This window comes from Burkholderia sp. Bp8986 (genome assembly GCF_003854225.1).
In the GTDB taxonomy this organism is placed as follows: Bacteria; Pseudomonadota; Gammaproteobacteria; order Burkholderiales; family Burkholderiaceae; genus Burkholderia.
Genome location: NZ_QTQM01000030.1, coordinates 43,015 through 66,671 on the forward strand (window position 1 = coordinate 43,015; position 23,657 = coordinate 66,671).

Genomic DNA, 23,657 nt, shown 5'->3' on the forward strand with positions numbered 1-23,657 from the left:
GCGTTACGCGGCGGATGTAGCCGGCGGCACGGACGCCGCCGGCGCCTTGGCCGCGCGCACGGCATCGAGCACGCGCCGCTCGATCTCCTCGATCTCGATCGGGTCGAGCTTGAGCTCGCGGCGCATCACCCACGACACCTCGTTGCGCCGCGCTTCCGTCATCACCGAGAACAGCTTGTCGGCCACCGCGCGATCGTCGAGGCTCGCGATCAGCTTCGCGAGATCGTACGTATCGAATGCGCTGATCACGTCGAACAGCGTGCGCTGGTCGACCCCCACGAGATCCTCGAGCGCGCGCACGTCGCCGCCGGCGCGCGGGCTGCGCCGCGAGAAATACGCGACGCCTTTCTGCCCGACGTAACCGAGCACCTTCGACTTGCGGAACGCGAACACCTCGTCGGCGATCTCGCCGTGCGACAGCTTGTTGAGCAGCAGCTTCCGGTCGACGCCGATCAGCGCTTCGAGATCGGCGAGCTCGATCAGCTCCAGCTCGCTGTTGATCGACACGTCGAGATCGTGATCGGCAACCTGCTGCGCGCGATCGACCACGCGCGCAGCATCGAACGTGACGGTCTGGCGCGCATCCGACGACGCCGGGTAATCGGCCGCGCCGCCGGCATGGTCGCCCTGCGCGGCTTCGATCGTGACGAGATTGAGCTTCTCCATGCGGCGCAGCATCGCAAGCACGTGCGGGCGCGAATGGCCGGCAATCGCGCGGCACCGGCGGATCACCTCCGCGAGCGGCACCGACACCTCCGCATGTGCCTGCATCGGCCGCCGCGACCACGCGTCATCGGAGCCGCGCGCGTCGGCGCCCGCCATCAGCGACAGCACGTGCGCATACGACAGCACGCCCGGCATGAAGTCGGCATGCGTATAGGTCGCGAGCTGGTCGTCCTTGCGCTTCACGCGCCGGATCATCGTGCGCACGATGTGGCGAAGCAGCGCCGACACGTGCTCGATTTCCTCGTCGATCGTCGCGGCCGGCACGACCGTGAGCTGGCAGAACGACAGCGCCTTCGCGGTATGCGCGCGCGGCTCGGCGGCGAGCAGCGCCGATTCGCCGAAGAACTCGCCGCGCCCGAGCGTCGCGACGACGACGCGCTTGTCGTCGCAGCGCGTCGACAGCTCGACCTTGCCGTCGGCGATCAGAAAGATGACGGGCTCGCCGGCGAAGCCCTCCGAGTAGATGATCTCGCCGGGCGCGGCCGTACGCGTCCACGATTGCTGACGATTCATGTTGGTTCCCCTGCAGCGCTGGTTGTTGCGGACTGCGCGTCGCATGTCACATGCATGCGATCGGCAGTCATCCCCGTGCCCGTTTAACGTCATCGGCGCCGGCATCCTTTAGCGAAATCCTGCGCGTTACCGACGAAAATCAACGTGAAACGTTTGCGGATTGCCAGCATCGTCAGCAGATTCTTCGATGCGTGCGCTTGCGTGCGGCACCGCCCGTGAGCGGATCACCGCCTGGCCATCGCGAACGATGCGGCCGATCGTGAGCACGGCAGTGTTGACGATGGCGAAGTCGATGTCGATGTCGATGTCGATGTCGATGTCGATGTCGAAGCCGATGTCGAAGTCGAAGTCGAAGTCGAAGTCGATGCCGAAGCCGAAGCCGAAGCCGATGTCGAAGGCGACCGCGAAGCCGAAGCCGAATCGCAGCGCGTATACCCGAATGCGCCACCACGCCCGGTCGTCAGGAGATTCGCCGTCCGCCGGTCGTCCCGATGCCCGCTTGCGAACGTTTCGGGATGCTGCGTTTTTGATCGCCAGCCAGCCGCGCAGCAATTTCCATTCCGCAGCATCCGCCCCCTTATTGCGCATATCGTCCGATAATTACCTTTTATTTTCGTCTAAAATCGCGCTTCTTCTTACCTTAGGACGGAACCGAAGTTTTGATTAAACTGACGAAAACCATCTCACGCACGGCCATTGCCGCATGCGTTGCTTATGCCGGGCTGATGCCCTTGTCCCAAACCGCCAACGCCCAGGTCGAACCGCTGAAGAATCCGGTCTACGGCGTCACGCTCGATGACCTGACGAAACTGGATGCGATCATCGCGTCGCTGCAGAACCTGCCGTACCGACCGACGGTGCGCGTCGTGTTCGATCCGGGCACGTCGGCCGCCGACTACTACGCACCGCTGCTGCGCCTGCACTCGGTCGCATACGTGATGGGCGAAGTCTACGATTCGTACTATTTCCCGACGGATATCACGACGTACAAGGCGCGCACGCAGGAACTGGTGTCGCAGCTGAAGAACACGGTCGACGTGTGGGAAATCGCCAACGAAATCAACGGCGAATGGTTGCGCAACGATCCGAGCGGCACGAACACCGTGGTCAATGCGGAAGAACAGCAGATCGGCCAGATGGTCGCCGCGGCCAACACGATCGTCAAATCGAACGGCGGCAAGACCGCGATCACGCTGTACTACAACGACGACAGCAAGGGCAACAACTGCTGGGAGAAGCCGCAGGATTACTGGAAGACGTGGCCGACCGCGTTCCTGCCCGCAACGGTTCGCCAGCAGGCCGACTACGCGCTGTTCAGCTACTACCCGTACCAGGATTGCCCGGGGCTGAATCCGTCGTGGAAAAACGACTTCGCGGCGCTGGAAAGCATCTTCCCGAACGCGAAGGTCGGCTTCGGCGAAATCGGCACGTCGGATATCGCGGCGCCGGCGTCGGTGCAGCAGAACCTGATCAAGACCTACTACCCGATGGTCAACAGCATGACCGATCCGCGTTTCATCGGCGGATTCTTCTGGTGGAACTACGTCGAGCAGATGCTTCCGTATTCGACTAGCTCGTACTTCCAGCTGCTGCGTCAAACGATCATCACGCTCAAGTCGCCCAGCTGATCGGCCTCACCATCGAGTCGCCTGATCGTCAGCGCAGTTGCTCAGAACCACAATGTCGCGCGTACCACGAGACCACGTGCGCGTGCCGCTGACGTCAACCCGAACCGGTATTGCACCGTCACGTCGAGATAGCTCGCCGGCGCGGTATACCTGCCTTCGCGAAACCAGTACCTGAACTGAACCCCTGGCCCCGCACCGATTGCCGTCTTGTCAGGCTGACGGTTGTCGTGATCGCCCGCCACCGCGGCGTGCGGGTAGACGGTCAGCCGGTCGCTGATCATCGGCAAGCGCCACGTGTGCCCGTAACGCAACTCCGAATAGATGATGTAACGCCCGGCATTGATGAAGTACGCACCTTCTACATAGGCCTGCCAGCTGCGCCAGCTCGGTTCGGTGACCCGCAGGTCGGTGCCCGCCTCCGACGAGTAACCCAGGCGCATCAGCCAGTCCGTCATCGACAGGCTGCCGATATGGAACAACCGCTCGGCGGTCACCACCACGTTCTGATCGGGTATCGGCTTGTAGCGCACGCCCACCGACCCCTGCACGGTCGGCATGCCGGTCACGTTGCCCGTGCCGTCGTAGGCCGTGCCGTATCCCCGCACGAAGAACTGAAGAATGCGGCCGTTCCGATAGCCGATCTTCGGCGGCTGCCAATACGCCTCGATACCCGGCTGGAGCACGCTGATCGTGCCTTGCGGGCCGAATGCGGCCGACTGGTATGGCGCACTCAGCACGAAACCCCAGGTGCGCTCGAGTTGCTCGACCTCCCGCCGATAGCCGAACTTGCGCTGCGCGTCGAACGCATGTTCGTTTTCGTCGGCGTCGAGACTCTGCTCGAACATCTGGACGGACTGCTCGTTCAATCCGATCCGCTTGGCCGCATAGCCGGCGTCCGCGTAGTTCATCGCGTTGCCGGCGCCACCGGCGAAACCTTCCTGAAATGCGTCGAGCGCCTCGCGATCCTTGTGCTCGCGCAGGAGATCATAGGCGTGCTGCAAGGTCCGTTGCGCGGTATCGTCCACCGGCACCTCGGGCTGCTGATCGGCTTGCCGCGCCTGTGCCGCGATCGACGCGGCCATGCTCCGCTCGGCATCGGTCGATGCGTCGCCGGCCGCCAGCTCGGCCACGCGGAGCGCGCTGTCGTGGTCGCCCGCCTGCAAGCTCATCTGCGCGATACGCAACTGAATCACGGCCGATTTTTCATCAGCCAGCGGCGCCAGCGCGACGCCGGCCTCGTGCGGACGCTTCGCCGCGAGCGCACTGTCCGACCACGCGAGGCGCAAGTTGCGCTGCTGCTCCTTGCTCCAGTTTCCAGTCGCGACGGCCGCCGCGAAATTGCTGCACGCGACGTCGTAGCGCATCTGCCGCTGCGCCAGATAGCCATGCTGCGCCAGTACCGCCGCACTTTTCGGAAAACGAACGCTCAGCGATTCCAGCAGCGCGTCCGCTTCGTCGACTTTCCCTTCGCGCCGGTACACATCCACGAGCAACAGCCCGAGTTGCTCGCTTCCCGGCTGAATCTTGAGGGCGCGCAACGCGTACGCTTCCGCGCGGGGCAGGTCGCCTGCGTTGATCGCCTTGTAGGCGCCATCGGCGAGCCGATAGGCTTTGGGGTTGAGCTGCTGGGCGGCGGATGCCGGCGCCTGCCAGGCGAGCGACAGGGCAATGGCCAGCGCGCTCAAGCGTGCGCAGCGCTTGAGGCCGGCCGCGATCGGACGTGTCGAGCGCTTCATGCCTGTTCTCCCGACGGCTTTTTCACCGGCACTGCCTGCTGCGTCGCGCCGTCGCCGTCGCGCAGCCGCGCGATTTCGACGAAGCGCGAATGCCGGCCGAGTTCGGCGGCGATCTCCGCATCGCAGGCAATGAAATAGGCGACGTTCGTTCGGGCGCCGCGCCGCACGACGTCCTGTTCGTCCTGCGTGAGCGGCCGCCCGACCGCGACGTTCAGCGTCCCGTCGGCGGCGGTCGAAAACGGAACGGCACGATACGCGTACTGCAGCTCGAATGCCAGCGAGTCCGCGAAGTGGCCCACCGCGACGTTGCCCAGGCTCACCCGCGGCAGATCCGCCTGCTCGGCGATCGCATCCGCCAGCGATTCGGTGGACAACGCACTGCCTTCGAGCAACAGTTCACCCAGCCGCTTGCCGCATGTCAGTTGCCGCTCGAGGCCGTCCTCCAGTTGCGCCGGGGAAACCACGCCCCAGCCGACCAGGATCTCGCCGATCTTGCGGCGCGCCTTCCCGAGTTCCTCGTTGGACAGGTATGTGTGACTGGTCTTGTCCCATGCGATTGGCCTGCCGCTCACCAGGTGGCCGACATAGATGCGCCACGCGCGACTCACCGCGCAGAAATTGATCAGGTTGTTGACGAACATCCTCGGGATCGAGAGCAGCCCCTGGAGCAGGCCGTTCAGCTTGCTGACGAAGTAGAAACGCTGTCCGGCACGGGCGAACAGCATGAGGGTGTTGACCCACAGCAGCGGCGTGACCCAGGCACCGGCCGTCACGAGTTGAGCGCTGGCGGGAATGACGTGACCGGCTTTCTGAAGCGCGGAAAGCAACACGAAGTTGAGCAGCACGCCATAGGCAATCACCGAAAACAGCGACGTCACGATGCCCTTGCGATCGTGGAAGAACATGTAGCGGGTGAGGAAGTCGCCCTTCCAGCCGAGTTGCTCCCAGCCTTGAAACGCGATGCCGAGAATCCAGCGCGCGCGCTGCCGGTAGGCGGTGCGGAATGTCTTGGGAAAGTACTCGCGCGTGGCCAGCAGGTTTCGACCGGCGGCACCGTCCTTTGCGCGCTTGCCGCCGGCATCGCGCACGATGTCCGAAAGCGGCGTGCGGGCGAAGGTTTCCTTCATGCCGAGGTCTCTCAACCGGAAGCTGAAGTCATAGTCCTCGGTCAGCGAACGCGTGTTGAACGGGCCGCCGTCGCGCGCCTTCATCGCGGCTTCGATCGCACGCCGGCTGTAGCACGACGCAACACCCGCGCCCGGGACGATACCGGTCAAGCGTGCCCGCACCGGCACGTCCTTCTGGTGCGTTTCGCTGAAATCGTCGAGATAGCAGCCGGCGACGAACTCGTTCCATTTCCGGGGCAACGACAGCACCGGAAGCTGGACCAGATCGCTCTCCGCCACCGCATGGTTGAGGTACTTGAGTTCGACCGGATGAATGACATCTTCGCAGTCGTGCATGACGACGCCCGCGAACTGAATATGATGGACCGCTTCGTAACGCAGGATCGCCTCGAGAATCCAGTTGAGGCAGTCCGCCTTGCAGGTCGGCCCGTCGTTCATGACCGTGGCACGCGTCACCCTGCCCGGATACCGGCGGACCATCCGTTCGACTTCCGCCGTGGTTTCGGCGTCGTTGTGATAGGTGCCGACGAAGATGACATACCGCTCGTACTCGATGGTCGCCAGCGTGTTTTCGATCATCTTGGCGATCACGTCGTACTCTTTCCATGCCGGCACCATGAGTGCCAGATGGCGCTCTTCCAGCGCGCGCAGCATGCCGATGTCGACGGTCTGCGATTTCTCGCGACGCAGGATGCGCCCGATTTCGAATGACCAGTAACAGCCATCCAGCGTCAGGTCATCCAGCGTGCTGACCAGGATGACGAGGGCGGTCACAATGGCGACAAGGTTGAGTGCATATAAATACGCACTCCATATCATATTATCCATTACCTTTCCGCGATTTTCGTCCGTCTGTATTTCTTCCTTCGTACGAACGGAAGACGAAACCGCCCCGTCCCCGTCGACCCCGTCACGTCCACTCCTGCGGCTAACGCCGCATCCGTTCTCGTCGTTCTCAAAAGACTCGAGGCTGCCTGGAGCGCTATTGATACGACCACGCAACATCACCAAAAATGCAACGTGTTCAGTGGATGACTTTTGACAGCCGGTTTCCCCGCTTGCTTGCGTTCGTCCCTGCGTGCGCCGGCGCTTGCAGCGCCCCCCCGATCCAGCGCTACGCAGTGCGCCCCATACACCGTCTTTTCGATACACAGCGCTTCAAGCAAGTCGTGCGCCATCGTCCACCACCCTTGCGCCTTCCGGGTACCGGGCGTGTGCCGCACACGATCGGCGAATCGAAACCGAGCCAAATGTTTCAGTGCTGAAACATGCGGACCGGCGTTCCGAATATGAGACGTTTGGCAGGTTCTCTACCCGCGCCCCCGATCATCGCGACCGGAGCGCGTCACGCGATTCCGTCGATCCTGGACGGACGGATCGACGATGAAACCGAAAATCCGGTGCCCCGGTCGCCGTTGGATGGATGCGCCGCCGGCTCGGTTGCCGCGTTGCCGTGGGCGGAACGAAACACGCAACCGGTTTCACCTGAATCGCTCAAACAGACGTTACGCGTTCGTCGGACCCAATTTCCGAAACCGGTCGCGTTGCATGCGTGAAACGTTTATCGAGACAATTTCGGACCGTCTCGACGCGCCGATTTTGGCGTCCCGGCCCGGTGTCCATTTGCGGCGGATGGTACAGAACTAGCTTGAAAGCCAACTGTCCGGTTTCGTTTCATTAACCGGGGTATTAAACGCAAAAAATAACGACATAACACCCGATTCTAAATCGGGCAATGGGGCGTGCTCGTTTCGTTAACGAGAATCCAATTTGCATATCAAAGGATGAAAATCATGCCCTCGCATCGCAATCGATTTTTTCGAATCGGGTTGAGCACCGTTGGGCTACTCCTTGCATTGAGTCCCGCGCTCGTCATCACCAGCGCGGTTCAGCATGCGAGTGCGCAGCAGACGAACCAGTCGTCCGGCGGCAAGATCAAGCCCCCGCCATTGCCAAACGGCTCTGCCCAAGTCAACGTGAAACCCGGCATGTCCGATGAGGATTGGGACAAGGCATACAAGGAGACGGGGCGCCCGAAGTTCAGCAGAAATTCCGTCAAGAAGCACGGCGGCAACGTCGAACGCGACTAGGGAGATACGGCCATGAAAAAGATCTTGATCGTCATAGCCCTGCTTGCCGGACTCGCGCAAATGACATTGCCGGGCACGGCGCACGCGCAGACCACGACCGCACATACGCTCGTGTTATACGACAACCCGGCCAACGACCCGTTTTCGAAGCTCGGCCTGATGTACAGCATCATGTTGAGGAACCTGCTCGGCCACTTCAATACGACCGTCGACCTGGTACCGATACAGAACTACACGTCCGGCATGATCGGGAGCCACGACGCCACGTTCTATATCGGCGACTACTACAACAATCCGATTCCGACGGCGTTCATGAGCGACGTGATGACCGCCACGAAAACCGTGGTCTGGTTCAAGTACAACCTGTGGCAGCTCGCGTGGAACACGGCCTATACGTTCAACCAGACCTTCGGATTCAGCTTCCTGGGCCTTGCTGGGATGAACGCGACGCCTTCGTCGAGCAATCCGAATCCCGGCTTCTACGACACCGTCACGTACAAGAACCTGGCGATGGTCAAGTACTACGCGTTCGACGCGTCGACCGGCGCCATCAACGCGGACCCGGATGTCGGCCTGACCCAGGTTCTCGATGCCACCAAGGCGCAAGTGCTCGTCACCATCAAGAACAGCAAGAGCGGCGCAACGACGCCCTACGTCATGCGCTCCGGCAAGTTCTGGTACTTCGCGGACATGCCGTTCTCCTACATCGGCCCGACGGATCGCTACCTGGTGATATGCGACATCCTGCACGACATCCTGCAGACCAATGCACCGGTGAATCATCGTGCGCTGGTCCGCCTCGAGGATCTGGACGCATTCACGACGACGAGCTCGATGAGGCAGCTGTCGGACTATCTGTACTCGAAGAGGATCAAGTTCACGATGGCGACCATTCCGTTGTATACCGACCCGAACGGATATTACAACGGCGGCGTGCCGGAGACGATTCACCTCGCACAGGCAACGGGCCTCAAGAGCGGGTTGAACTACGCGCTCCTGCGTGGCGGCTCGATCGTGATGCACGGCTATACGCATCAGTATGACTCGACGCCGAATCTTCAGAATGCGGTGAGCGGCAGCGACTTCGAGTTCTGGTACGCAGTCCAGAATCGTCCTGTCGACGAGGACTCGGTGCAATGGGCGAAAGGCAGAATGGCCGACGGCCTGCTCGAGTTCACGCTCAATGGCTACAAGATCGTCGGCTGGGCTGCGCCGCAGTACCAGATGTCGCCGATGGCATCAACGGCCACGGCGCAGACGTTCCCGACCACGTTCCAGCGGGCCGTCTACTACACGTCGACCAATCCGCAGATCGGGACGGGCGCGCCCAACCAGGACTTTTCTGCCGGGCAATTCTTCCCGTACATCATCAACTCCGATTACTACGGGCAACGAATCATTCCGGAGAACCTGGGCAGCCTTCAATACAACATCTGCAGTAAAGACCCGTTCTCGTGCATCACGTACACGTGGCAGCAAATCGTCACCAACGCGCAATACGGTCTGGCGGTGCGGGACGGCTTCGCGTCGTTCTTCTTCCATCCGTACTGGCTCGAGCCCGATCTCGGACTGCCCGCCTTCCAGGACTTCCAGAGTATCGTGACGGGCATCACGAATCTCGGCTACACATGGGCGGACGGCACGACGGCCAAGTGACGCGAGCCGGTGGAAGCCTCGTGCGACCCGCAGCAGCAAGGCGGGTCGCACGTTTGCATGTGATCGGCTACGATGTCGCGCAGGAATGCTTCCGGGGAGGCCGCGATGATCACGTACGCCATCCCGGCCTTGCGCGGGATTCGACTGCGTCTGGGCCGGTTCCGGCACGCAAGCCGGCCACGCCGGCGCGCGCGCGCGCCGCGTTCGTCCCGCGCGGCGATGCTCGCGGCCGTCGGGGCATCGCTCGCCGTGGCCGCGTGCAGCTGGACGGCGCATGACGTGCATGCCGACGGAATCGTCTGGCAGGTAGACAACGCGACGACGAATCCCGTCGGGAACTGGCAACAGCTCGGCGTGCACGATCTGTTGATCCAGTGGAGCGTCGTCGACGATACCGCGTACGTGCCCGACGCCGGCATCCGTCCCGCGGCACACCTTCCCGACTGGGGGCGCATCGGCCGCGAACCCTGGGCCAGAAACGTCATCCTGGGCCTCGCCGGTTACCAGGATGAAAAGCGAGCACGCACCCATCTGTCGACACTCGCGGACCAGTCCCTGGCGGTAGCGCGCACGCACGTCCCGCTGAATGTCACCGGCTACTACTTCCCGGTCGAAATCGACCCGACCTGGCAGGACGCGCCAAAGCTGGCCGATATCCTGAAGCGACTGCCGCGTCCGCTGTGGGTGAGCGTCTACGACCAGACCAATATCGGCGGGAAGGCGCTGGCGGACTGGCTCGTGTCGTGGCTGCCGTCGGACGTCGGGGTGTTCTTCCAGGACGGCTGCGGCGTCTATGCGCGCGAACCCTACGTCGCGCGCGCCTATGTCGACGAGCTGACCTCGCGCCTCGGAAAGCAACGTGTGCGGGTAATCGCGGAGGCCTTCCGGCCCGCCGAGCACGGGGGATTCCGGGCGGCCAGCGCCGACGAATTGAGCAGGCAGCTGACAACCTACCGTGGCTATCAAGTCTATCTGTTCGATGGCCCGCACTATGTGTCGGACAACCTCACACGCGAACTCCTCACGCGTCCGGCCAAGCCACCCGCGGCCGAGCCGGCCAAAACGAGTCCCTGATCCTGCTGCGCCGTGCTGCAATGCGGGGAGCGAGCCTCAGGGTGCCCGGCAACAGGTAAGCAACGCCCCGCCGAAACGGCGGGGCGCGATGCCCGACAGATGCTGCGCGGGCAATGCGCGAGCAGGACACGCGCGGCCGCATCGACGATTCGTTTCGATGCACGTGCCGGTCATCCGGTTGAACGCGCGAAGGTGCGTTGCAGGTCAGAACTCCATGTCGAGTTCGTCGATGTCTTCGTGCTCCGCCTTCGCGGCATCGATCCACTCCGCCACGAACGGATGCGCGAGCATGCGCATGCAGTACTCGGCGATATCGGGTTCGAGTTTCACGTCGTACGTCAGGAATCGCGTGACGACCGGCGCGTACATCGCATCGGCGATGCCGATCTGCTCGCCGAACAGCCAGGGGCCGCCATACGCAGCCAGACACGTGCGCCAGATCGTCACGATGCGCTCGATGTCGTGCTGCGCACGCGACCAGATCCGGAAGCCGGGAAAATGCGCACGCAGGTTCATCGGCAGCGCGGAGCGCAGCGCACTGAAACCGGAATGCATCTCGCCGCAGATCGACCGGCAATGCGCGCGCGCACGCCGGTCGTCGGGCAGCAGCCGCGCCTGCGGCCGGATTTCGTTCAGGTATTCGGCGATCGCGAGCGTGTCCCATACCGTGCTGCCGTCGTGCGTCAGGCACGGCACGAGAATCGACGGCGACAGCAGCAGCAGTTCCGCGCGCGATGCCGCATCGATCGGCACGCTGATCGTCTCGAACGCGAGCCCGCTCAGCTTCGCGAGCAGCCAGCCGCGCATCGACCACGACGAGTAATTGCGGCTGCTGATGGTCAACGTCGTCTGTCCGGTAACGTCCATGTCGTTCCCCTGCTGATTGCCGTTCGTACCCCTGCACCGAAAGCACGCACCGCGCCGTGCGAAGCGCACCACGCCTGTGCGAAGCATTCGCCGAAGTGGCGCAGCGCGCTGCCCGGGGCAGCGACACATCGAGTACGCCGAGCCTCGTTGGCAACGGCGGCGCATCGCATTCGGTCGTCGGGCCCCACGCGCCGCATGCATCGCCGCATGAGGCGCCGCGCGCGTCGCCACGCGTATCGCCGCATTCGCAAACCGCGTGCAACGCGCGTGCCAGCCGCACGCTGGCATACGGCTTGCCTCGCTCGACGTAACGCGACGCAACGAACGACGGCCATGAACCTGCTTGCCTATCCCTTCTACCAATGGTCTGCCGAATGCCTGCGTCCGGCGCGCGCATGGGCGGCCGCCACGCGCGCGACGATGTCGCTGTGGCCGCCCGCCACGTCGACCCCGACGGGCCGCATGGTCGACGCGCTGTGCGAACTGCTCGAATGCTGCGCGTTCTCGCACCGGCGTCCGGCGTTCGGCATCGCGTCGACCGTCGTCGACGGCGAAGTGGTGCCGATCGTCGAGGAAGCCGCGGCGGCCACGCCGTTCGGCACGCTGCTGCATTTCCGCAAGGCGCGGCCGGTGGCGCGCCAGCCTCGCGTGCTGATCGTCGCGCCGATGTCCGGGCATTTCGCGACGCTGCTGCGCGGCACGGTCAGCACGATGCTGGCCGATCACGACGTGTACATCACCGACTGGCACAACCCGCGCGACATCCCGCTCGCGGCGGGCCGCTTCGGCTTCGACGAATACGTCGGGCACGTGATCGATTTCATTCGCCACATCGGCCCGGATGCGCACGTGCTCGCGATCTGCCAGCCGACCGTCGCCGCGCTTTCGGCGGTCGCGCTGATGGCCGCCGCCGGCGATCCCGCCCAACCCGCGAGCCTGACGTTGATGGCGGGGCCGATCGACTGCCGCGTGAATCCGACGAAGGTCAACGCACTCGCCACGAGCCGGCCGATCGAATGGTTCGCGCGCAACCTGATCAGCGTGGTGCCGGCCGGCTTCGTCGGGGCGCAGCGCTGCGTGTATCCGGGCTTCGTGCAGGTCGGTGCGTTCATGTCGATGAATCCCGACCGCCATGCGGCGTCGTTTTCCGACCTGTACTACGAGCGCGCGAAAGGCGACCCCGCGAAGGCCGACACGCTGCGCCACTTCTACGACGAATACTTCGCGACGGCCGACCTCACCGCGGAGTTCTACCTGGAGACGGTCGAGAAGGTATTCCAGCAATACGCGCTCGCGCGCGGCGAGCTGACGGTCGGCGACCGGCTGGTGGAACCGGCCGCGATCCACCGCACCGCGCTGTTGACGATCGAGGGCGAGAAGGACGACATCTGCGCCGTGGGCCAGACGGTGGCCGCGCAGGAGCTGTGTTCGGGATTGCCGCCGTACCTGAAAACGCACCACGTGCAGACGGGCGCGGGCCATTATGGCGTGTTCAACGGCGGCCGCTGGGAAACGCAGATCTATCCGATCGTGCGCGCGACGATCCACGACAACGAGCCGTACGATCGCACCGCCGCCACGGACGGCAGCGCGAGCGGCGCGCACTACGTGACGCTGCGGGCGTTGCTCGACGCGCGCGCGGCCGGTCGCGACGCGACGGCGGCCGCGGCGCCATCCGATCACGTGCACTGAGCCCGCGCGGGATGGCAACGCTCGGTGCGGCACACCGGCGTTGCGCTCGAATCGCCCCGCCCGCACGGCGGGGCGCGGTGCCGTGCAGTGCGCGGGCGGCAACGCCCGCGCGTTCCGCCGGTGTTACGAACAGGCCTTGCCGTGCGACGCGTGGTAGCCCTTCGCCTTCGCATCGGCTTCCGACATATAGCTGCCGTGCTTCGTCTTGCCGTAGTACTTGTCGGTCGAGCAATGGTAGACCTTCGTGCTGTCGTTGGCCCACACCTTGCCCGCGCCGCCGCCGGGCGCCGCCGCGGCGGTCGTCGCGGGCGCGCTCTTCGCCGGGGCGGCGCCGGATGCGGCGGAAGCGACAGCCGCGCTCGCGGGGGCCGCGGCCGGTGCGCTCGCCGCGGCTGCCGACGCTGCGCCATACCACGTCTTCACGCCCTTGTGGCCGGCGCACGCGCCCTTCTTCGACGCGCCCGAGTAGAACGAGCCGTCCTTGCACAGCCCGGTCGTACCGGCCGGCGCGCTGGCCGGAACCTGTGCGAACGCACCGATCGACACACCCATGCCGGCGACGAGCGCGGCGATCAACATCGTCTTTTTCATGATCCTCTCCTGATTTGCCTGAACGGGAAAAGCGTCCCGACGCTTTGCCGGGAATAACGCGTCGCGGGTCAACGGACCCAGCGGCACACGCGGTGATGGTGGTGATCGAAATGGCACACGCGGTGCGAATGGGCTTCGGCCAGCGCCGGCACGAGGGTGGCACAGGCGACGGCCGTCACGGTCAGGATCTTCGCGATGCGGGTCATGGACATTCTCCTGGGTAGGCCAGCCGGTGGTCCGGCTGTTACGTCCTTAACGCCGGTCGCCGACGCGCCGTGCACCGCACCTGCATCGAATTGACGATCTTTGACACGGTGTAACGAAACATCACGCGAAGCTGACAAATTGCCACCTGTCTTTTCGATTTCCTTACGCGGCAAATGCTTCGGATATCGAATGACCCGGTCGGAACCCGAAGCCCGGACAGGATCCATAAAAAAACCGCCCGAAGGCGGTCTTTCTTGGTCACGCGGATGCCTCGCATCCGATGCGACGGAGGGCTACGCGCCCGCGTCGCCCCACGGCGTCGGCGCCGGCACCGCGCATGGCCCTTCGACGTCGATCGACTTGAAATCGGCCGGCCCGACGATCTCCAGGTACTCCATGTCGGGCGAGTAGTCGAACAGGTAGTGCACGATTCCCGGCGCCTGGTGCACGCAGTCGCCGGCGCTCACCAGCGTCTCGCGATCGCCGTACATGAAGCGCGCCCAGCCCTTCAGCATCATCACGATGTGGAACTCGGCCTCGTGACGGTGCCAGCCGGTGCCCGCCGCCGGTGCATGATTCGCCCTGACGAGTTGCGCGACGACCTTGCCGTTCGTCGCGGCCGCGATGCCGAGATCGCGATACAGGAAGAAGTCGCGCAGGCCTTCGCCTTGATATGCGGTGTCCTGCGGCTTCACGTGGGAAAACGCGGTAGGGGTCGGCGTGCTCATCGCGGCGCTCCTCGATCGAAAGAGTCGTCCGAAACAAGCATTTAGCGTTCCAGGCTGCAGCTGCCCCGCTTACTTGAGCCGCCCCGACAGGAACTGCCCGAGCCGCTCGCTCTTCGGGTTGACGAGAATCTCCCGCGGATCGCCCTCTTCCTCGATCTTCCCCTGGTGCAGGAAGATCACGTGGTTCGACACGTTGCGCGCGAAACCCATCTCGTGCGTGACGACGACCATCGTGCGGCCTTCCTCGGCGAGCTTCTGCATCACCTTCAGCACTTCGCCGACGAGTTCCGGATCGAGCGCCGACGTCGGCTCGTCGAACAGCATCACTTCGGGCTCCATCGCGAGCGCACGCGCAATCGCGACACGCTGCTGCTGGCCGCCCGACAGGTGCGACGGATACATGCCTTCGACGCGCGGCGCGAGCCCGACCTTCTCCAGATACTTGCGTGCCCGCGCAACGGCCTCTTCCTTGCCGATCCCCAGCACGGCCATCGGTGCCTCGATCACGTTCTCGAGCACCGTCATGTGCGACCACAGGTTGAAGTGCTGGAACACCATCGACAGCTTCGTGCGCATCCGCTGCAGCTGCTTCTGGTCGGCCACGCGCAGCGAGCCGTTACGGTCGCGCGCGGTCTGGATCGGCTCGCTGCCGATCGTGATCTGCCCCGAGCACGGCTGCTCGAGGAAGTTGATGCAGCGCAGGAACGTGCTCTTGCCGGAGCCGCTCGAGCCGATGATGCTGATCACGTCGCCGGCCTTCGCCTTCATCGATACGCCCTTCAACACCTCGTTGTCGCCGAACTTCTTGTGCAGGTTGTCAACGGTGAGCTTGTACATGCTTGGTCCTTCCTTGCGAATGCATTAGTGGCTGCGCGGCGAGAGGTACGCGAGCCAGCGCGTCTCGAGCTTGCGGAACGCCCAGATGAGCGTGAACACGACGATGGCGTACAGCACGGCGGCGATGCCGTAGGCCTGGAACGACATGTACGTCGCGGAGTTGACGTCGCGCGTGACCTTCAGGATGTCGGGAACGGTCGCGGTGAACGCGAGGGTCGTCGCGTGCAGCATCAGGATCACTTCGTTGCTGTAGCTCGGCAGTGAGCGGCGCAGCGCGGACGGCAGGATGATGCGCGTATAGAGCTTGAAGCGCGACATTCCGTAGGCCATCCCGGCCTCGATCTCGCCGGCCGACGTGGCCTTGATCGCACCCGCGAAGATCTCGGTCGCATACGCGCATTCGTTCAGCACGAACGCGAGCAGCGTGCAGTTCATCGCGTTGCGGAAGAACGTGTCGAGCAGCACGTGGTTGTGCACGACCTGCAGGCTGTAGATGCCGGTGTAGCACATCAGCAGCTGTACGTAGAGCGGCGTGCCGCGGAACACGTACGTATAGAGCCACACGGGGCCCGAGATCCAGCGGTTCGACGACGCGCGCGCGATCGCGAGCGGCACGGCGAGCGCGAAGCCGAACGCGATCGACACGACCAGCAGCCACAGCGTGATCGCGAGGCCGCTGAAGCGGTAACCGTCGGTATAGAGATAGCTTTGCCAGTACTGGCTGACGAGTTCGATCACAGTGCAAGCCTCCGGACGCCGACGGAATAACGCTTCTCCAGGTGGTGCAGCACGACGTTCGACACCGTCGTGATCGCGAGGTAGATCGCGCCGGCCGCGAGCGTGAAGAAAAAGAAATCGAGCGTGCTCTTGCCGGCGTCCTGCGACGCCTTCACGACGTCGGCGAGGCCGATGATCGACACCAGCGCGGTGGCCTTCACGAGCACCTGCCAGTTGTTGCCGATGCCCGGCAGCGCGAAGCGCATCATCTGCGGGAACAGGATGCGGTGGAACACTCGCCAGCCGCTCATCCCGTATGCGAAGCCCGCTTCGAGCTGGCCGCGCGGCACCGCGAGGAATGCGCCGCGGAACGTCTCGGTGAAGTACGCGCCGTAGATGAAGCCGAGCGTCACGACGCCGGCCACGAACGGGTCGATGTCGATCTGGTCCCAGCCGAGCAGGTCGGTCGCGTCGTTCAGCAGGATCTGGATCCCGTAGAACAGCAGCAGCATCAGCACGAGATCGGGTACCGCGCGGATCAGCGTCGTATAGAACGTGCCGACCGACTTGAGCACGCGGTTGGTCGAGAGTTTCGCTGCCGCGCCCGCGAGGCCCAGTATCAGCGACGCGGCAAGCGACAGCACCGCGAGCTTCACGGTCTCGACCGTGCCGGCCCACAACAGCGGGCCAAATCCTTGGAAGATCATATAAGGGATCCAGAACGATGTGGCTGGATTGTCAATAGCCATTAACCGCGCATCAAACGAGTTCTGCGCACTACCTGATGCCGTCTGCTCATCAAGCCAGAGGCATCACGCGAAGCGGGCGGCGCGCGCCACGGCCGGTGCGCGCCGCGAAGGCGTCAGCCGCCGTACACGTCGAATGCGAAGTACTTCTTCTCGAGCTTCTTGTAGGTGCCGTCCTTGATCATGTCGGCGATCGCATGGTCGATCTTCGCCTTCAGGTCGGCGTCGTCCTTGCGCAGGCCGATGCCGGCGCCGTTGCCGAGCGTCTTCGGATCGTCGATGTCTTTGCCGGCGAATTCGAAGTTCGCGCCACGCGGTGTCTTCAGGAAGCCGATATCGGCCTGCACCGCGTCCTGCAGCGCGGCGTCGAGGCGGCCGGACATCAGGTCCTGGTACACGCCGTCCTGGTTCTGGTAAGGCACGACCTGCACGCCCTTCGGCGCCCAGTAGGCCTTCGCGTAGGTTTCCTGGATCGTGCCCTGCTCGACGCCGACCGACTTGCCCTTCAGCGATTCGGCCGTCGGCTGCAGGTTCGCGCCCTTCTTCGCGACGAGGCGCGTCGGCGTGTTGAACAGCTTGTCGGAGAACGCGATCTGCTCGGCACGCGCCGGCGTCATCGACATCGACGACAGCACGCCGTCGAACTTCTTCGCCTTCAGCGCCGGGATCATCCCGTCGAAGTCGTTCTCGATCCACACGCACTTCGCCTTCAGGCGCGCGCAGATCTCGTTGCCGAGATCGACGTCGAAGCCGACGACCTTGCCGCTTGCATCCTTCGATTCGAACGGCGGATAGCTGGCGTCGACGCCGAACCGGATCGTCGACCAATCCTTGGCGTGGGCACCGACCGCGAGGCAGGCAAGGGCAATACTGAGCGCGAGTTTCTTCATGGCGTTCCTGTCATAGGCGAACTGGGCACGGGTCCCGTCGGGCGTCGCCGCCGCGAACCCTTCCAACCGGGAGGTCATCCGTCAGACGACTCTCCAAGTTGTACATACAACTTTGCCTTTTTCAGGTCACTGCCAGCAATCCGTGTTTATCTCTAATTGTCGGCGGATTGTTTACCTGAGCGAATTTTCCTTATATTTCAATTCGCTACACCTTACATGAAGCTAAACCCCTTGTTTCGGTGCGGATTCGGCACATCGTCGCCGCGCATGCATTTGTCTATACTTTTCGTTTGCCGCGCTCGCCGGCGCGGCGGCGGCGCTCCGTACGGCCCCTGCGGGCCCTTGGCCCGCGCGCCGGATGCGGGCCGGAATAACCCGAATCCCGGGCCCACAGTCCGGCCCGCGCGGCGTCGAACCCGGTACACTCCGCCCGGACACCGCACGAAGGCCCGCGCGCGACGGCACGCGGCCGCCGTCTCTCGAACAGCAATGCAATGACCACACCGATCTATCAGGAAATCAAGGACTTCATCCTCGCGCGCATTCATGCGGGCGAGTGGGCGGAAGGCGACCAGGTGCCGTCGGAAAACGAGCTCGCGCGCGAATTCAACGTCGCGCGGATGACGGTCAACCGCGCGCTGCGCGAACTGACGGCCGAGCAGGTGCTCACGCGCACGCGCGGCTCGGGCACGTATGTCGCGTCGCCGAAATACGAATCGACGCTGGTGGCGATCCGCAGCATCTCGGACGAAGTCGCCGCGCGCGGCCATGGGTATCGCGCGCAGGTGCTGGAGGTCGGCGCGGCCATCGCCGACGCGAAGCTCGCCGACGAGCTGCGGCTCGACGCCGGCAGCCCGATCTTCCGCTCACGCGTGCTGCACTTCGAGAACGACACGCCGGTGCAGCTCGAGGAACGCTGGGTCAATCCGGCCTGCGCGCCCGAATACGCACTGCAGGACTTCACGACGACGACGCCGAACCAGTACCTCACGCGCGTCGCGCCGCTGCAGCGGGTCGAATACCGGATCGAGGCCGCGATGCCCGATGCGCAAACGCGCCGCCACCTGACGATGGACGAGCGCGAACCCTGCCTGCTGCTGCATCGGCGCACGTGGTCGCAGGGGATGGTCGCGTCGGTGGCCAATCTGTGGCACCCGGGCAGCCGCTACCGGTTCACCGGGCATTTCTGACGCGGCGCCGGCGCGTTCACCGCATGCCGGGCCGCCCCCAGCGCTCGATCGCGGCGACCGCCCGCCGCACGCCGTCCTCCCGTGCGATCCGCGCGCCGAGTCCGGCGGCGCGCGCCTGCGTGTCGGCACGCGCCGCGAACGCGATCGCGCGTGCGAGCGCGGCGGCGTCCACGCGCCGGCCCGCCACCGGCGCATCGGCCACACCGAGCCGATGCAGCCGGTTCGCCCAGAAGAACTGATCGCCCGCGAACGGCACGACGACCGACGGAATGCCCGCCCGCGCGGCCGAATGCGTGGTACCCGATCCGCCGTGGTGGATCGCCATCGATACATGCGGAAACAACCGGTCGTGCGGCGTCTCGCCGATCACGCACACGTGCGCCGGCAGCATCGACGCATCGATGCCGCTCCAGCCCGGATGGAACAGCGCGCGCCGGCCGTCGAGCGCCTGCAGCAGCGCGCCGACCATCGCGGCGCGATCGAACCCGGCCATGCTGCCGAAGCCGATGTACACGGGCGGATCGCCCGCGCCGAGAAAGGTCGCCAGCGCGGGCGGCGGCGTCCACGCCGGCGCGTCGGCGTGCCACTGACCGCAGGCCTGCACGTGCGACGGCCAGTCGGCCGGATCGGACAGCAGCACGGGCGACACGCCGTACAGCATCGGATGATCGGTCCAGACGTGCCGGCGCGGCGTCAGGCCGCACACGCTGGCGCGCGCTGCATTGGTCGCGTTCCTGAACGCGTGCCACAGCAGCGCGTTCACGAGCCGATGGCTCGCGCGATTCAGCCAGCGCGGCACCTTGCCGGGCGGCAGGAACGGCGACGCGAATGCCGCGGTCGGCGTGATCGGAATCATCCCCGTGCCGATCGCCGGCACGCCGCGATACTCGGCGACCGACAGCCCGACGAACGACGCCAGCCCCGACACCAGGATCGCATCGCAACCGGCCGACGCGGCCGCGACTTCGCGCATCCATGCCGCCGTGTTCGCATTCGCGATCGCCGCGAGCGCCTTCGACGTGTCGTTGAAGCCGCCGCGCCCGCGCACCGCGTCCGACAACGCGCCATCCGGCGCGATCGCCGCGCGGATATCGCCGGACAACGGCGCGCACGGCACCCCGAGCGCGGCGGCCGAACCGAGCGTCGCGGCGTCGGCCAGCAACCGGACCTCGTGGCCCGCATCCAGCAGCGCACGGCCGAGCGCCGCAAGCGGACGCGTGTCGCCTTCGGTGCCGTAAGTGACGATGACGAGCTTCATGCCTGGACTCCCCCTGCACGATGCAGGCAAGTGGATTCATAAAAATGCACGTCGTATACTAATGCAATTCGTGCACTTTCATTCGATACCGAACCATGCCGACGACGACCGACGCTCCGGGCCGCCGCGCACGCAAGCGCATCCAGATGCTCGCGCATCTCGCCGACACCGGCGCCCGCCTGTTCGATGTGCATGGCTACGATGCCGTGACGATGGAGCAGATCGCCGCGCAGGCCGATGTCGCGAAACGAACGCTGTACAACCACTTTCCGACGAAGGAAGCCGTGCTCGCGCACTGGCTCGAAGGCGAACTCGCGCGCGACCTCGCGCACCTGCAGCGCGACGTGGCGCGACGGAAGACCTTCGCGTCGCGGATCGCCTGCGTGCTCGACGCGTCGGCCGCGTGGTGCGAGCAGCACCCGGTGTACCTGCTCGCCTACCTGCGGCATCGGTTCCTGAGCATCGGCGTGACGGAAGCGGAAAGCGGGAAGGACGACGGCAGCGACATCGCGCTCGTGTGGCAGCAGCTGATCGCGGCCGGACAGCAGGCGGGCGAACTGGACCCGGCGCTGGCGGCCGACCAGCTCGCCACGTGGTTCCATCATCTGTATCTCGCGGCGATGCTGCGCTGGCTGACCGTGCCGGGCTTGTCGCTGAAGCGGGAATTCCGGTCGGTCGCGAAGCTGTTCGTCGAAGGCGCGCAAGCGAAAGGCTGAGCGGCCGCCCAAGCGACGCTCGGGCAGGAAGGTGCGCGCGCATCGAACGTGCACGCCGGGCGCGCGCGCTGGCCTGCGATCTGGAACACCATCCGGAATCGCTGCTGCCCGGCAACGCGGGCGACACGCAACCGGCCGACGCGTCGCGCTCCGCGAGCGAAGACCGCTGAACGCTTCGCGCGATGCGCCGGGATTTTTACAACGCATGCACGCACGGGATGCCAAATCTTCCGCGCAGCAGTATGCTGATGTCGTACGGCCCCGCACGATGCCTCGGGCAATCCCTTAGTCCGCACGTCGTCGCGCCGCCGTCGCGACCGCAATCATGCGTTTGCAAGGAGGGCTTCGTGATGGCTACCATGCATCAGCACTTCCACCTCGAACTACGGCACGCCACGGCGCCGACGTATTTCATCAGCTACCTGTTTCCCGCCTTGCTGTTCGTCTACGAACTGCTGCGCGTCGGCCAATGGATCCGCGATCACGGGATGCAATTCGCCGCGTTCAAGCAGATGGGTTACGAGTACCTGCTGATGCTGCTGTTCGTCGGGCTGCAGATCGTCGTCGAGGCGATCTTCCTGCTCGGCGCCGCGATGCGCCGCGACAATCGCGACTTCGAACACCGGTTGCCGAACGTGGTCCTCGGCATCGGCTGCTCGATCGCGATTCTCGCGCTCGATCTCGCGATCCAGCTGTCGTTCTGAGCGCCGGCGGGCTCGGCCCGCCGGTCGCATCGCGCGCCTGCGCCCGGCCGTTCAGGCGAGCGCGCCGCGCAGGAACGTCGCCACGGCCGCGAGTACGTCGCCGCTCCGCTCGCGATGCGGCATGTGTCCGCATCCGTCGAGCAGCAGGAACGACGACGGCCCCGCGACGCGCGCGGCGATCCGCTTCGGATGCACGTCCGACCCGTACTCGTCCTGCTCGCCGTGAATCGCGAGCGTCGCGCAGCGCACGCGCGGCAACTCGTCGTCGAGGCTCCAGCCGCGAAACGCCGGCGACAGCCACGTGCCGACCCACGCACGCAGCACCCATTCGGCCTTGTCGCCGTGATAGCGCACGAGCCGCTCGAGCTGGCCCGGCGCGTCGAACTGCTGCCCCGCCTCGCGAATGCCGTCGAGCGTGCGATCCTCGACGAACGCCTGCGCGGCGACCGTCACCAGCGCGCGGCAACGCGCGGGATACGCGGCCGCGCAGCCGACCGCCATGCCGCCGCCGACGCTGTGCCCGAACGCCACGAACGCATCGATGCCGAACCGTTCGAGCAGCGCGCGAAAGCCCTGATCGGCCTCGTCGCGCACGAACGTCGTGCCGAGCTGTCCCGGATGGCGGTCGGACCGGCCGAAGCCGAGCCGGTCGTATGCGATCACGTCGCGTTGCGTGGCGCGCGCGAGTTGCGCGGGGAAGTCGCGCCAAAGTTCGACACAGCCGAGTGAATCGTGCAGCAGCACGATCGGCGCGGCCGGCATAGGCGCGGCCGGCCCGGTCGCGGCCGTCGCCTGCGCGGGCCCACCGCGCCAGCGTTTCGCGAAGAGACGCCCTTGCGGCGTCTCGACCCAGGTCTCCTCGGTCACGATTTCAGTCATGTGCATGTCATCGTCTGCATGAAGGCTGCATGAAGGCGGCCGCACGCGGGCGGACCGCAGAATGCCGACGATGGTGGCCGGCCGACGCGCGCGGCGTCAAGCAAGCCCCCACCGCCCGCGCGCTCATTCGGGCTGCGGCGGCAGATACTCCATCTGCGACTCGTCGTACAGCCGGTAGATCAGCGCCTGCATCGCGCGGATGTCCTCCGATTCGTCGAGCATCCGCATGCTCATGATGATCGGCGACACGAGTTTCGGATCGTCGAGCGGCTTGTAGCTGATGTCGTCGCGCTTCAGCCCGTACACGCTGTGCGGCACGACCGACACGCCTTCGCCCATCGCGACGAGCCCGAGCGCGATCTGCAGTTCGCGCGTCTCGTAGATCTTGCGCGGCTGCAGCGCGCGATCGTGGAATGCCGCGAGCACCTGGTCCGCATAGCTCGGCCGCGGCGCCTTCGGGAAGATGATCAGCGTGTCGTTCACGAGATCGTGCAGCGACAGCACGGGTTTCGCGCCGTCGAGCACGTGACCGACCGGCAGCGCGACGATCATCCGCTCCTCGCGCAGCACGACGCGCCGCACGCTCGGGTCCTCGTGACGGATGCGCCCGAACCCTACGTCGATGCGCCCTTCCTTCAGCGCCTTGATCTGGTCCATCGTCGACATCTCGTGCAGGCTCAGCTCGACGGCCGGATACTCGCTGCGAAAGCGCCGGATGATCTTCGGCAGCATCCCGTACAGCGTCGAGCCGACGAAGCCGACCGACATGCTGCGCTCGATCTTGCCGACCCGCTTCGTCATCGATTCGAGCTCGGTGGTCTGCGCGAGCAGCTGCACCGCGTGCGAATAGAAGAACCGCCCCGCGTCGGTCAGCTTCAGCGGCCGCGCGTTGCGCTCGAACAGCGGCACGCCGAGCGCGTCCTCGAGCTGCTGGATCTGCCGGCTGAGCGGCGGCTGCGCGATGTGCAGGCGCTCGGCCGCGCGCGTGAAATTCCGCTCCTCGGCAACCGCGACGAAGTAGCGGAGGTGTCTCAACTCCATGTTCGAACCCTCCCGGACAGGCCACGGACGTTCATTCGGCCCCG

The 23,657-nt window shown here is 65.1% G+C and carries 23 protein-coding genes; 8 read left to right on the plus strand and 15 right to left on the minus strand.

Annotated features, from left to right (window positions below):
* Window positions 1–3: 3 nt before the first annotated feature.
* Both DID99_RS24330 and DID99_RS24335 read right to left on the minus strand, forming a co-directional pair.
* Window positions 4–1,239: a Crp/Fnr family transcriptional regulator gene (locus DID99_RS24330; protein ID WP_124645986.1), complete on the minus strand. Its 1,236-nt coding sequence runs from the start codon at window positions 1,237–1,239 to the stop codon at window positions 4–6.
* Between the two features lie 126 nt (window positions 1,240–1,365).
* Window positions 1,366–1,791 carry a hypothetical protein gene (locus tag DID99_RS24335; protein ID WP_124667647.1) on the minus strand — a complete coding sequence of 142 codons (426 nt, stop codon included), beginning with the start codon at window positions 1,789–1,791 and terminating at the stop codon, window positions 1,366–1,368.
* 173 nt (window positions 1,792–1,964) lie between these two features.
* Between DID99_RS24335 and DID99_RS24340 the strand changes: the two genes are divergently transcribed.
* Entirely contained in the window at window positions 1,965–2,867 is a 903-nt protein-coding gene (locus tag DID99_RS24340) for a hypothetical protein (protein WP_260426195.1), read from the plus strand.
* A gap of 41 nt (window positions 2,868–2,908) precedes the next feature.
* Here the strand turns inward: DID99_RS24340 and DID99_RS24345 are convergent, their stop codons facing one another.
* The gene (locus tag DID99_RS24345) at window positions 2,909–4,603 is read right to left on the minus strand and encodes a bacteriophage N4 adsorption protein A (RefSeq protein WP_124488789.1); all 1,695 of its coding nucleotides are present in this window, start codon (window positions 4,601–4,603) and stop codon (window positions 2,909–2,911) included.
* Window positions 4,600–6,558: a glycosyl transferase family protein gene (locus DID99_RS24350; protein WP_124645983.1), complete on the minus strand. Its 1,959-nt coding sequence runs from the start codon at window positions 6,556–6,558 to the stop codon at window positions 4,600–4,602. Before DID99_RS24350 ends, DID99_RS24345 begins: the two co-directional genes overlap by 4 nt.
* A 956-nt stretch (window positions 6,559–7,514) precedes the next feature.
* Between DID99_RS24350 and DID99_RS24355 the strand changes: the two genes are divergently transcribed.
* From DID99_RS24355 to DID99_RS24365, 3 genes are all read left to right on the plus strand, one after another.
* A complete protein-coding gene (locus tag DID99_RS24355; RefSeq protein WP_235879201.1) occupies window positions 7,515–7,820 on the plus strand; it encodes a hypothetical protein in 306 nt (101 codons plus the stop codon).
* Between the two features lie 12 nt (window positions 7,821–7,832).
* Window positions 7,833–9,476 (plus strand): DUF2334 domain-containing protein, encoded by a 1,644-nt coding sequence (locus DID99_RS24360; protein WP_124520336.1) that lies wholly within the window; start codon window positions 7,833–7,835, stop codon window positions 9,474–9,476.
* A 105-nt stretch (window positions 9,477–9,581) separates the two neighbouring features.
* Window positions 9,582–10,550 carry a hypothetical protein gene (locus tag DID99_RS24365; protein ID WP_124645982.1) on the plus strand — a complete coding sequence of 323 codons (969 nt, stop codon included), beginning with the start codon at window positions 9,582–9,584 and terminating at the stop codon, window positions 10,548–10,550.
* A 204-nt stretch (window positions 10,551–10,754) separates the two neighbouring features.
* On the opposite strand, the gene DID99_RS24370 is transcribed toward DID99_RS24365, so the two are convergent.
* Window positions 10,755–11,417 carry a glutathione S-transferase family protein gene (locus DID99_RS24370; protein WP_124645981.1) on the minus strand — a complete coding sequence of 221 codons (663 nt, stop codon included), beginning with the start codon at window positions 11,415–11,417 and terminating at the stop codon, window positions 10,755–10,757.
* 333 nt (window positions 11,418–11,750) lie between these two features.
* Here DID99_RS24370 and DID99_RS24375 point away from each other — a divergent pair, with 333 nt between their 5' ends.
* Entirely contained in the window at window positions 11,751–13,109 is a 1,359-nt protein-coding gene (locus tag DID99_RS24375; protein WP_124667648.1) for a polyhydroxyalkanoate depolymerase, read from the plus strand.
* A 123-nt stretch (window positions 13,110–13,232) separates the two neighbouring features.
* Here DID99_RS24375 and DID99_RS24380 read toward each other — a convergent pair whose 3' ends face one another.
* The 7 genes from DID99_RS24380 to DID99_RS24405 all read right to left on the minus strand — a co-directional run bounded on the left by DID99_RS24380 (window position 13,233) and on the right by DID99_RS24405 (window position 17,825).
* The gene (locus tag DID99_RS24380; RefSeq protein ID WP_044848073.1) at window positions 13,233–13,700 is read right to left on the minus strand and encodes a DUF3761 domain-containing protein; all 468 of its coding nucleotides are present in this window, start codon (window positions 13,698–13,700) and stop codon (window positions 13,233–13,235) included.
* Window positions 13,701–13,768: 68 nt separating this feature from the next.
* Window positions 13,769–13,906: an HHHH-motif protein gene (locus DID99_RS37380; RefSeq protein ID WP_185500349.1), complete on the minus strand. Its 138-nt coding sequence runs from the start codon at window positions 13,904–13,906 to the stop codon at window positions 13,769–13,771.
* Between the two features lie 294 nt (window positions 13,907–14,200).
* Window positions 14,201–14,635 (minus strand): cupin domain-containing protein, encoded by a 435-nt coding sequence (locus DID99_RS24385; protein WP_124488795.1) that lies wholly within the window; start codon window positions 14,633–14,635, stop codon window positions 14,201–14,203.
* 69 nt (window positions 14,636–14,704) lie between these two features.
* The gene (locus DID99_RS24390) at window positions 14,705–15,472 is read right to left on the minus strand and encodes an ABC transporter ATP-binding protein (protein WP_124488796.1); all 768 of its coding nucleotides are present in this window, start codon (window positions 15,470–15,472) and stop codon (window positions 14,705–14,707) included.
* Between the two features lie 24 nt (window positions 15,473–15,496).
* Window positions 15,497–16,210 carry an ABC transporter permease gene (locus DID99_RS24395; protein ID WP_044848076.1) on the minus strand — a complete coding sequence of 238 codons (714 nt, stop codon included), beginning with the start codon at window positions 16,208–16,210 and terminating at the stop codon, window positions 15,497–15,499.
* Window positions 16,207–16,896 (minus strand): ABC transporter permease, encoded by a 690-nt coding sequence (locus tag DID99_RS24400; protein ID WP_044848077.1) that lies wholly within the window; start codon window positions 16,894–16,896, stop codon window positions 16,207–16,209. The genes DID99_RS24395 and DID99_RS24400 overlap by 4 nt, the downstream gene beginning before the upstream one ends.
* Window positions 16,897–17,051: 155 nt before the next feature.
* Window positions 17,052–17,825 (minus strand): ABC transporter substrate-binding protein, encoded by a 774-nt coding sequence (locus tag DID99_RS24405; RefSeq protein WP_124488797.1) that lies wholly within the window; start codon window positions 17,823–17,825, stop codon window positions 17,052–17,054.
* Window positions 17,826–18,319: 494 nt separating this feature from the next.
* On the opposite strand from DID99_RS24405, the gene hutC reads away from it, so the two are divergent.
* Window positions 18,320–19,015, plus strand: a complete 696-nt coding sequence (hutC, locus tag DID99_RS24410; RefSeq protein WP_124667649.1) for a histidine utilization repressor — start codon at window positions 18,320–18,322, stop codon at window positions 19,013–19,015.
* A 16-nt stretch (window positions 19,016–19,031) separates the two neighbouring features.
* On the opposite strand, the gene DID99_RS24415 is transcribed toward hutC, so the two are convergent.
* Window positions 19,032–20,273 carry a glycosyltransferase gene (locus DID99_RS24415; RefSeq protein WP_124667650.1) on the minus strand — a complete coding sequence of 414 codons (1,242 nt, stop codon included), beginning with the start codon at window positions 20,271–20,273 and terminating at the stop codon, window positions 19,032–19,034.
* 95 nt (window positions 20,274–20,368) lie between these two features.
* On the opposite strand from DID99_RS24415, the gene DID99_RS24420 reads away from it, so the two are divergent.
* Entirely contained in the window at window positions 20,369–20,989 is a 621-nt protein-coding gene (locus DID99_RS24420) for a TetR/AcrR family transcriptional regulator (RefSeq protein ID WP_124667651.1), read from the plus strand.
* A 350-nt stretch (window positions 20,990–21,339) separates the two neighbouring features.
* Window positions 21,340–21,693 (plus strand): hypothetical protein, encoded by a 354-nt coding sequence (locus tag DID99_RS24425; protein WP_044848115.1) that lies wholly within the window; start codon window positions 21,340–21,342, stop codon window positions 21,691–21,693.
* A gap of 51 nt (window positions 21,694–21,744) precedes the next feature.
* Here the strand turns inward: DID99_RS24425 and DID99_RS24430 are convergent, their stop codons facing one another.
* Window positions 21,745–22,572, minus strand: coding sequence for an alpha/beta fold hydrolase (locus tag DID99_RS24430; RefSeq protein ID WP_124667652.1), 828 nt, complete (start codon window positions 22,570–22,572; stop codon window positions 21,745–21,747).
* Between the two features lie 123 nt (window positions 22,573–22,695).
* On the minus strand, window positions 22,696–23,613 hold the full coding sequence (locus DID99_RS24435; protein ID WP_044848082.1) for a LysR family transcriptional regulator: 918 nt from the start codon (window positions 23,611–23,613) through the stop codon (window positions 22,696–22,698).
* Window positions 23,614–23,657 lie beyond the last annotated feature (44 nt).

Coding starts and splice junctions, on each gene's coding strand:
- DID99_RS24360 (WP_124520336.1), top strand. CDS start 7,833: ATGAAAAAGATCTTGATCGTCATAGCCCTGCTTGCCGGACTCGCGCAA.
- DID99_RS24415 (WP_124667650.1), bottom strand. CDS start 20,273: ATGAAGCTCGTCATCGTCACTTACGGCACCGAAGGCGACACGCGTCCG.
- DID99_RS24385 (WP_124488795.1), bottom strand. CDS start 14,635: ATGAGCACGCCGACCCCTACCGCGTTTTCCCACGTGAAGCCGCAGGAC.
- DID99_RS24425 (WP_044848115.1), top strand. CDS start 21,340: ATGGCTACCATGCATCAGCACTTCCACCTCGAACTACGGCACGCCACG.
- DID99_RS37380 (WP_185500349.1), bottom strand. CDS start 13,906: ATGACCCGCATCGCGAAGATCCTGACCGTGACGGCCGTCGCCTGTGCC.
- DID99_RS24420 (WP_124667651.1), top strand. CDS start 20,369: ATGCCGACGACGACCGACGCTCCGGGCCGCCGCGCACGCAAGCGCATC.
- DID99_RS24435 (WP_044848082.1), bottom strand. CDS start 23,613: ATGGAGTTGAGACACCTCCGCTACTTCGTCGCGGTTGCCGAGGAGCGG.
- DID99_RS24430 (WP_124667652.1), bottom strand. CDS start 22,572: ATGACTGAAATCGTGACCGAGGAGACCTGGGTCGAGACGCCGCAAGGG.
- DID99_RS24400 (WP_044848077.1), bottom strand. CDS start 16,896: ATGATCTTCCAAGGATTTGGCCCGCTGTTGTGGGCCGGCACGGTCGAG.
- hutC (WP_124667649.1), top strand. CDS start 18,320: ATGACCACACCGATCTATCAGGAAATCAAGGACTTCATCCTCGCGCGC.
- DID99_RS24390 (WP_124488796.1), bottom strand. CDS start 15,472: ATGTACAAGCTCACCGTTGACAACCTGCACAAGAAGTTCGGCGACAAC.
- DID99_RS24375 (WP_124667648.1), top strand. CDS start 11,751: ATGAACCTGCTTGCCTATCCCTTCTACCAATGGTCTGCCGAATGCCTG.
- DID99_RS24405 (WP_124488797.1), bottom strand. CDS start 17,825: ATGAAGAAACTCGCGCTCAGTATTGCCCTTGCCTGCCTCGCGGTCGGT.
- DID99_RS24330 (WP_124645986.1), bottom strand. CDS start 1,239: ATGAATCGTCAGCAATCGTGGACGCGTACGGCCGCGCCCGGCGAGATC.
- DID99_RS24380 (WP_044848073.1), bottom strand. CDS start 13,700: ATGAAAAAGACGATGTTGATCGCCGCGCTCGTCGCCGGCATGGGTGTG.
- DID99_RS24345 (WP_124488789.1), bottom strand. CDS start 4,603: ATGAAGCGCTCGACACGTCCGATCGCGGCCGGCCTCAAGCGCTGCGCA.
- DID99_RS24355 (WP_235879201.1), top strand. CDS start 7,515: ATGAAAATCATGCCCTCGCATCGCAATCGATTTTTTCGAATCGGGTTG.
- DID99_RS24370 (WP_124645981.1), bottom strand. CDS start 11,417: ATGGACGTTACCGGACAGACGACGTTGACCATCAGCAGCCGCAATTAC.
- DID99_RS24365 (WP_124645982.1), top strand. CDS start 9,582: ATGATCACGTACGCCATCCCGGCCTTGCGCGGGATTCGACTGCGTCTG.
- DID99_RS24340 (WP_260426195.1), top strand. CDS start 1,965: ATGCCCTTGTCCCAAACCGCCAACGCCCAGGTCGAACCGCTGAAGAAT.
- DID99_RS24350 (WP_124645983.1), bottom strand. CDS start 6,558: ATGGATAATATGATATGGAGTGCGTATTTATATGCACTCAACCTTGTC.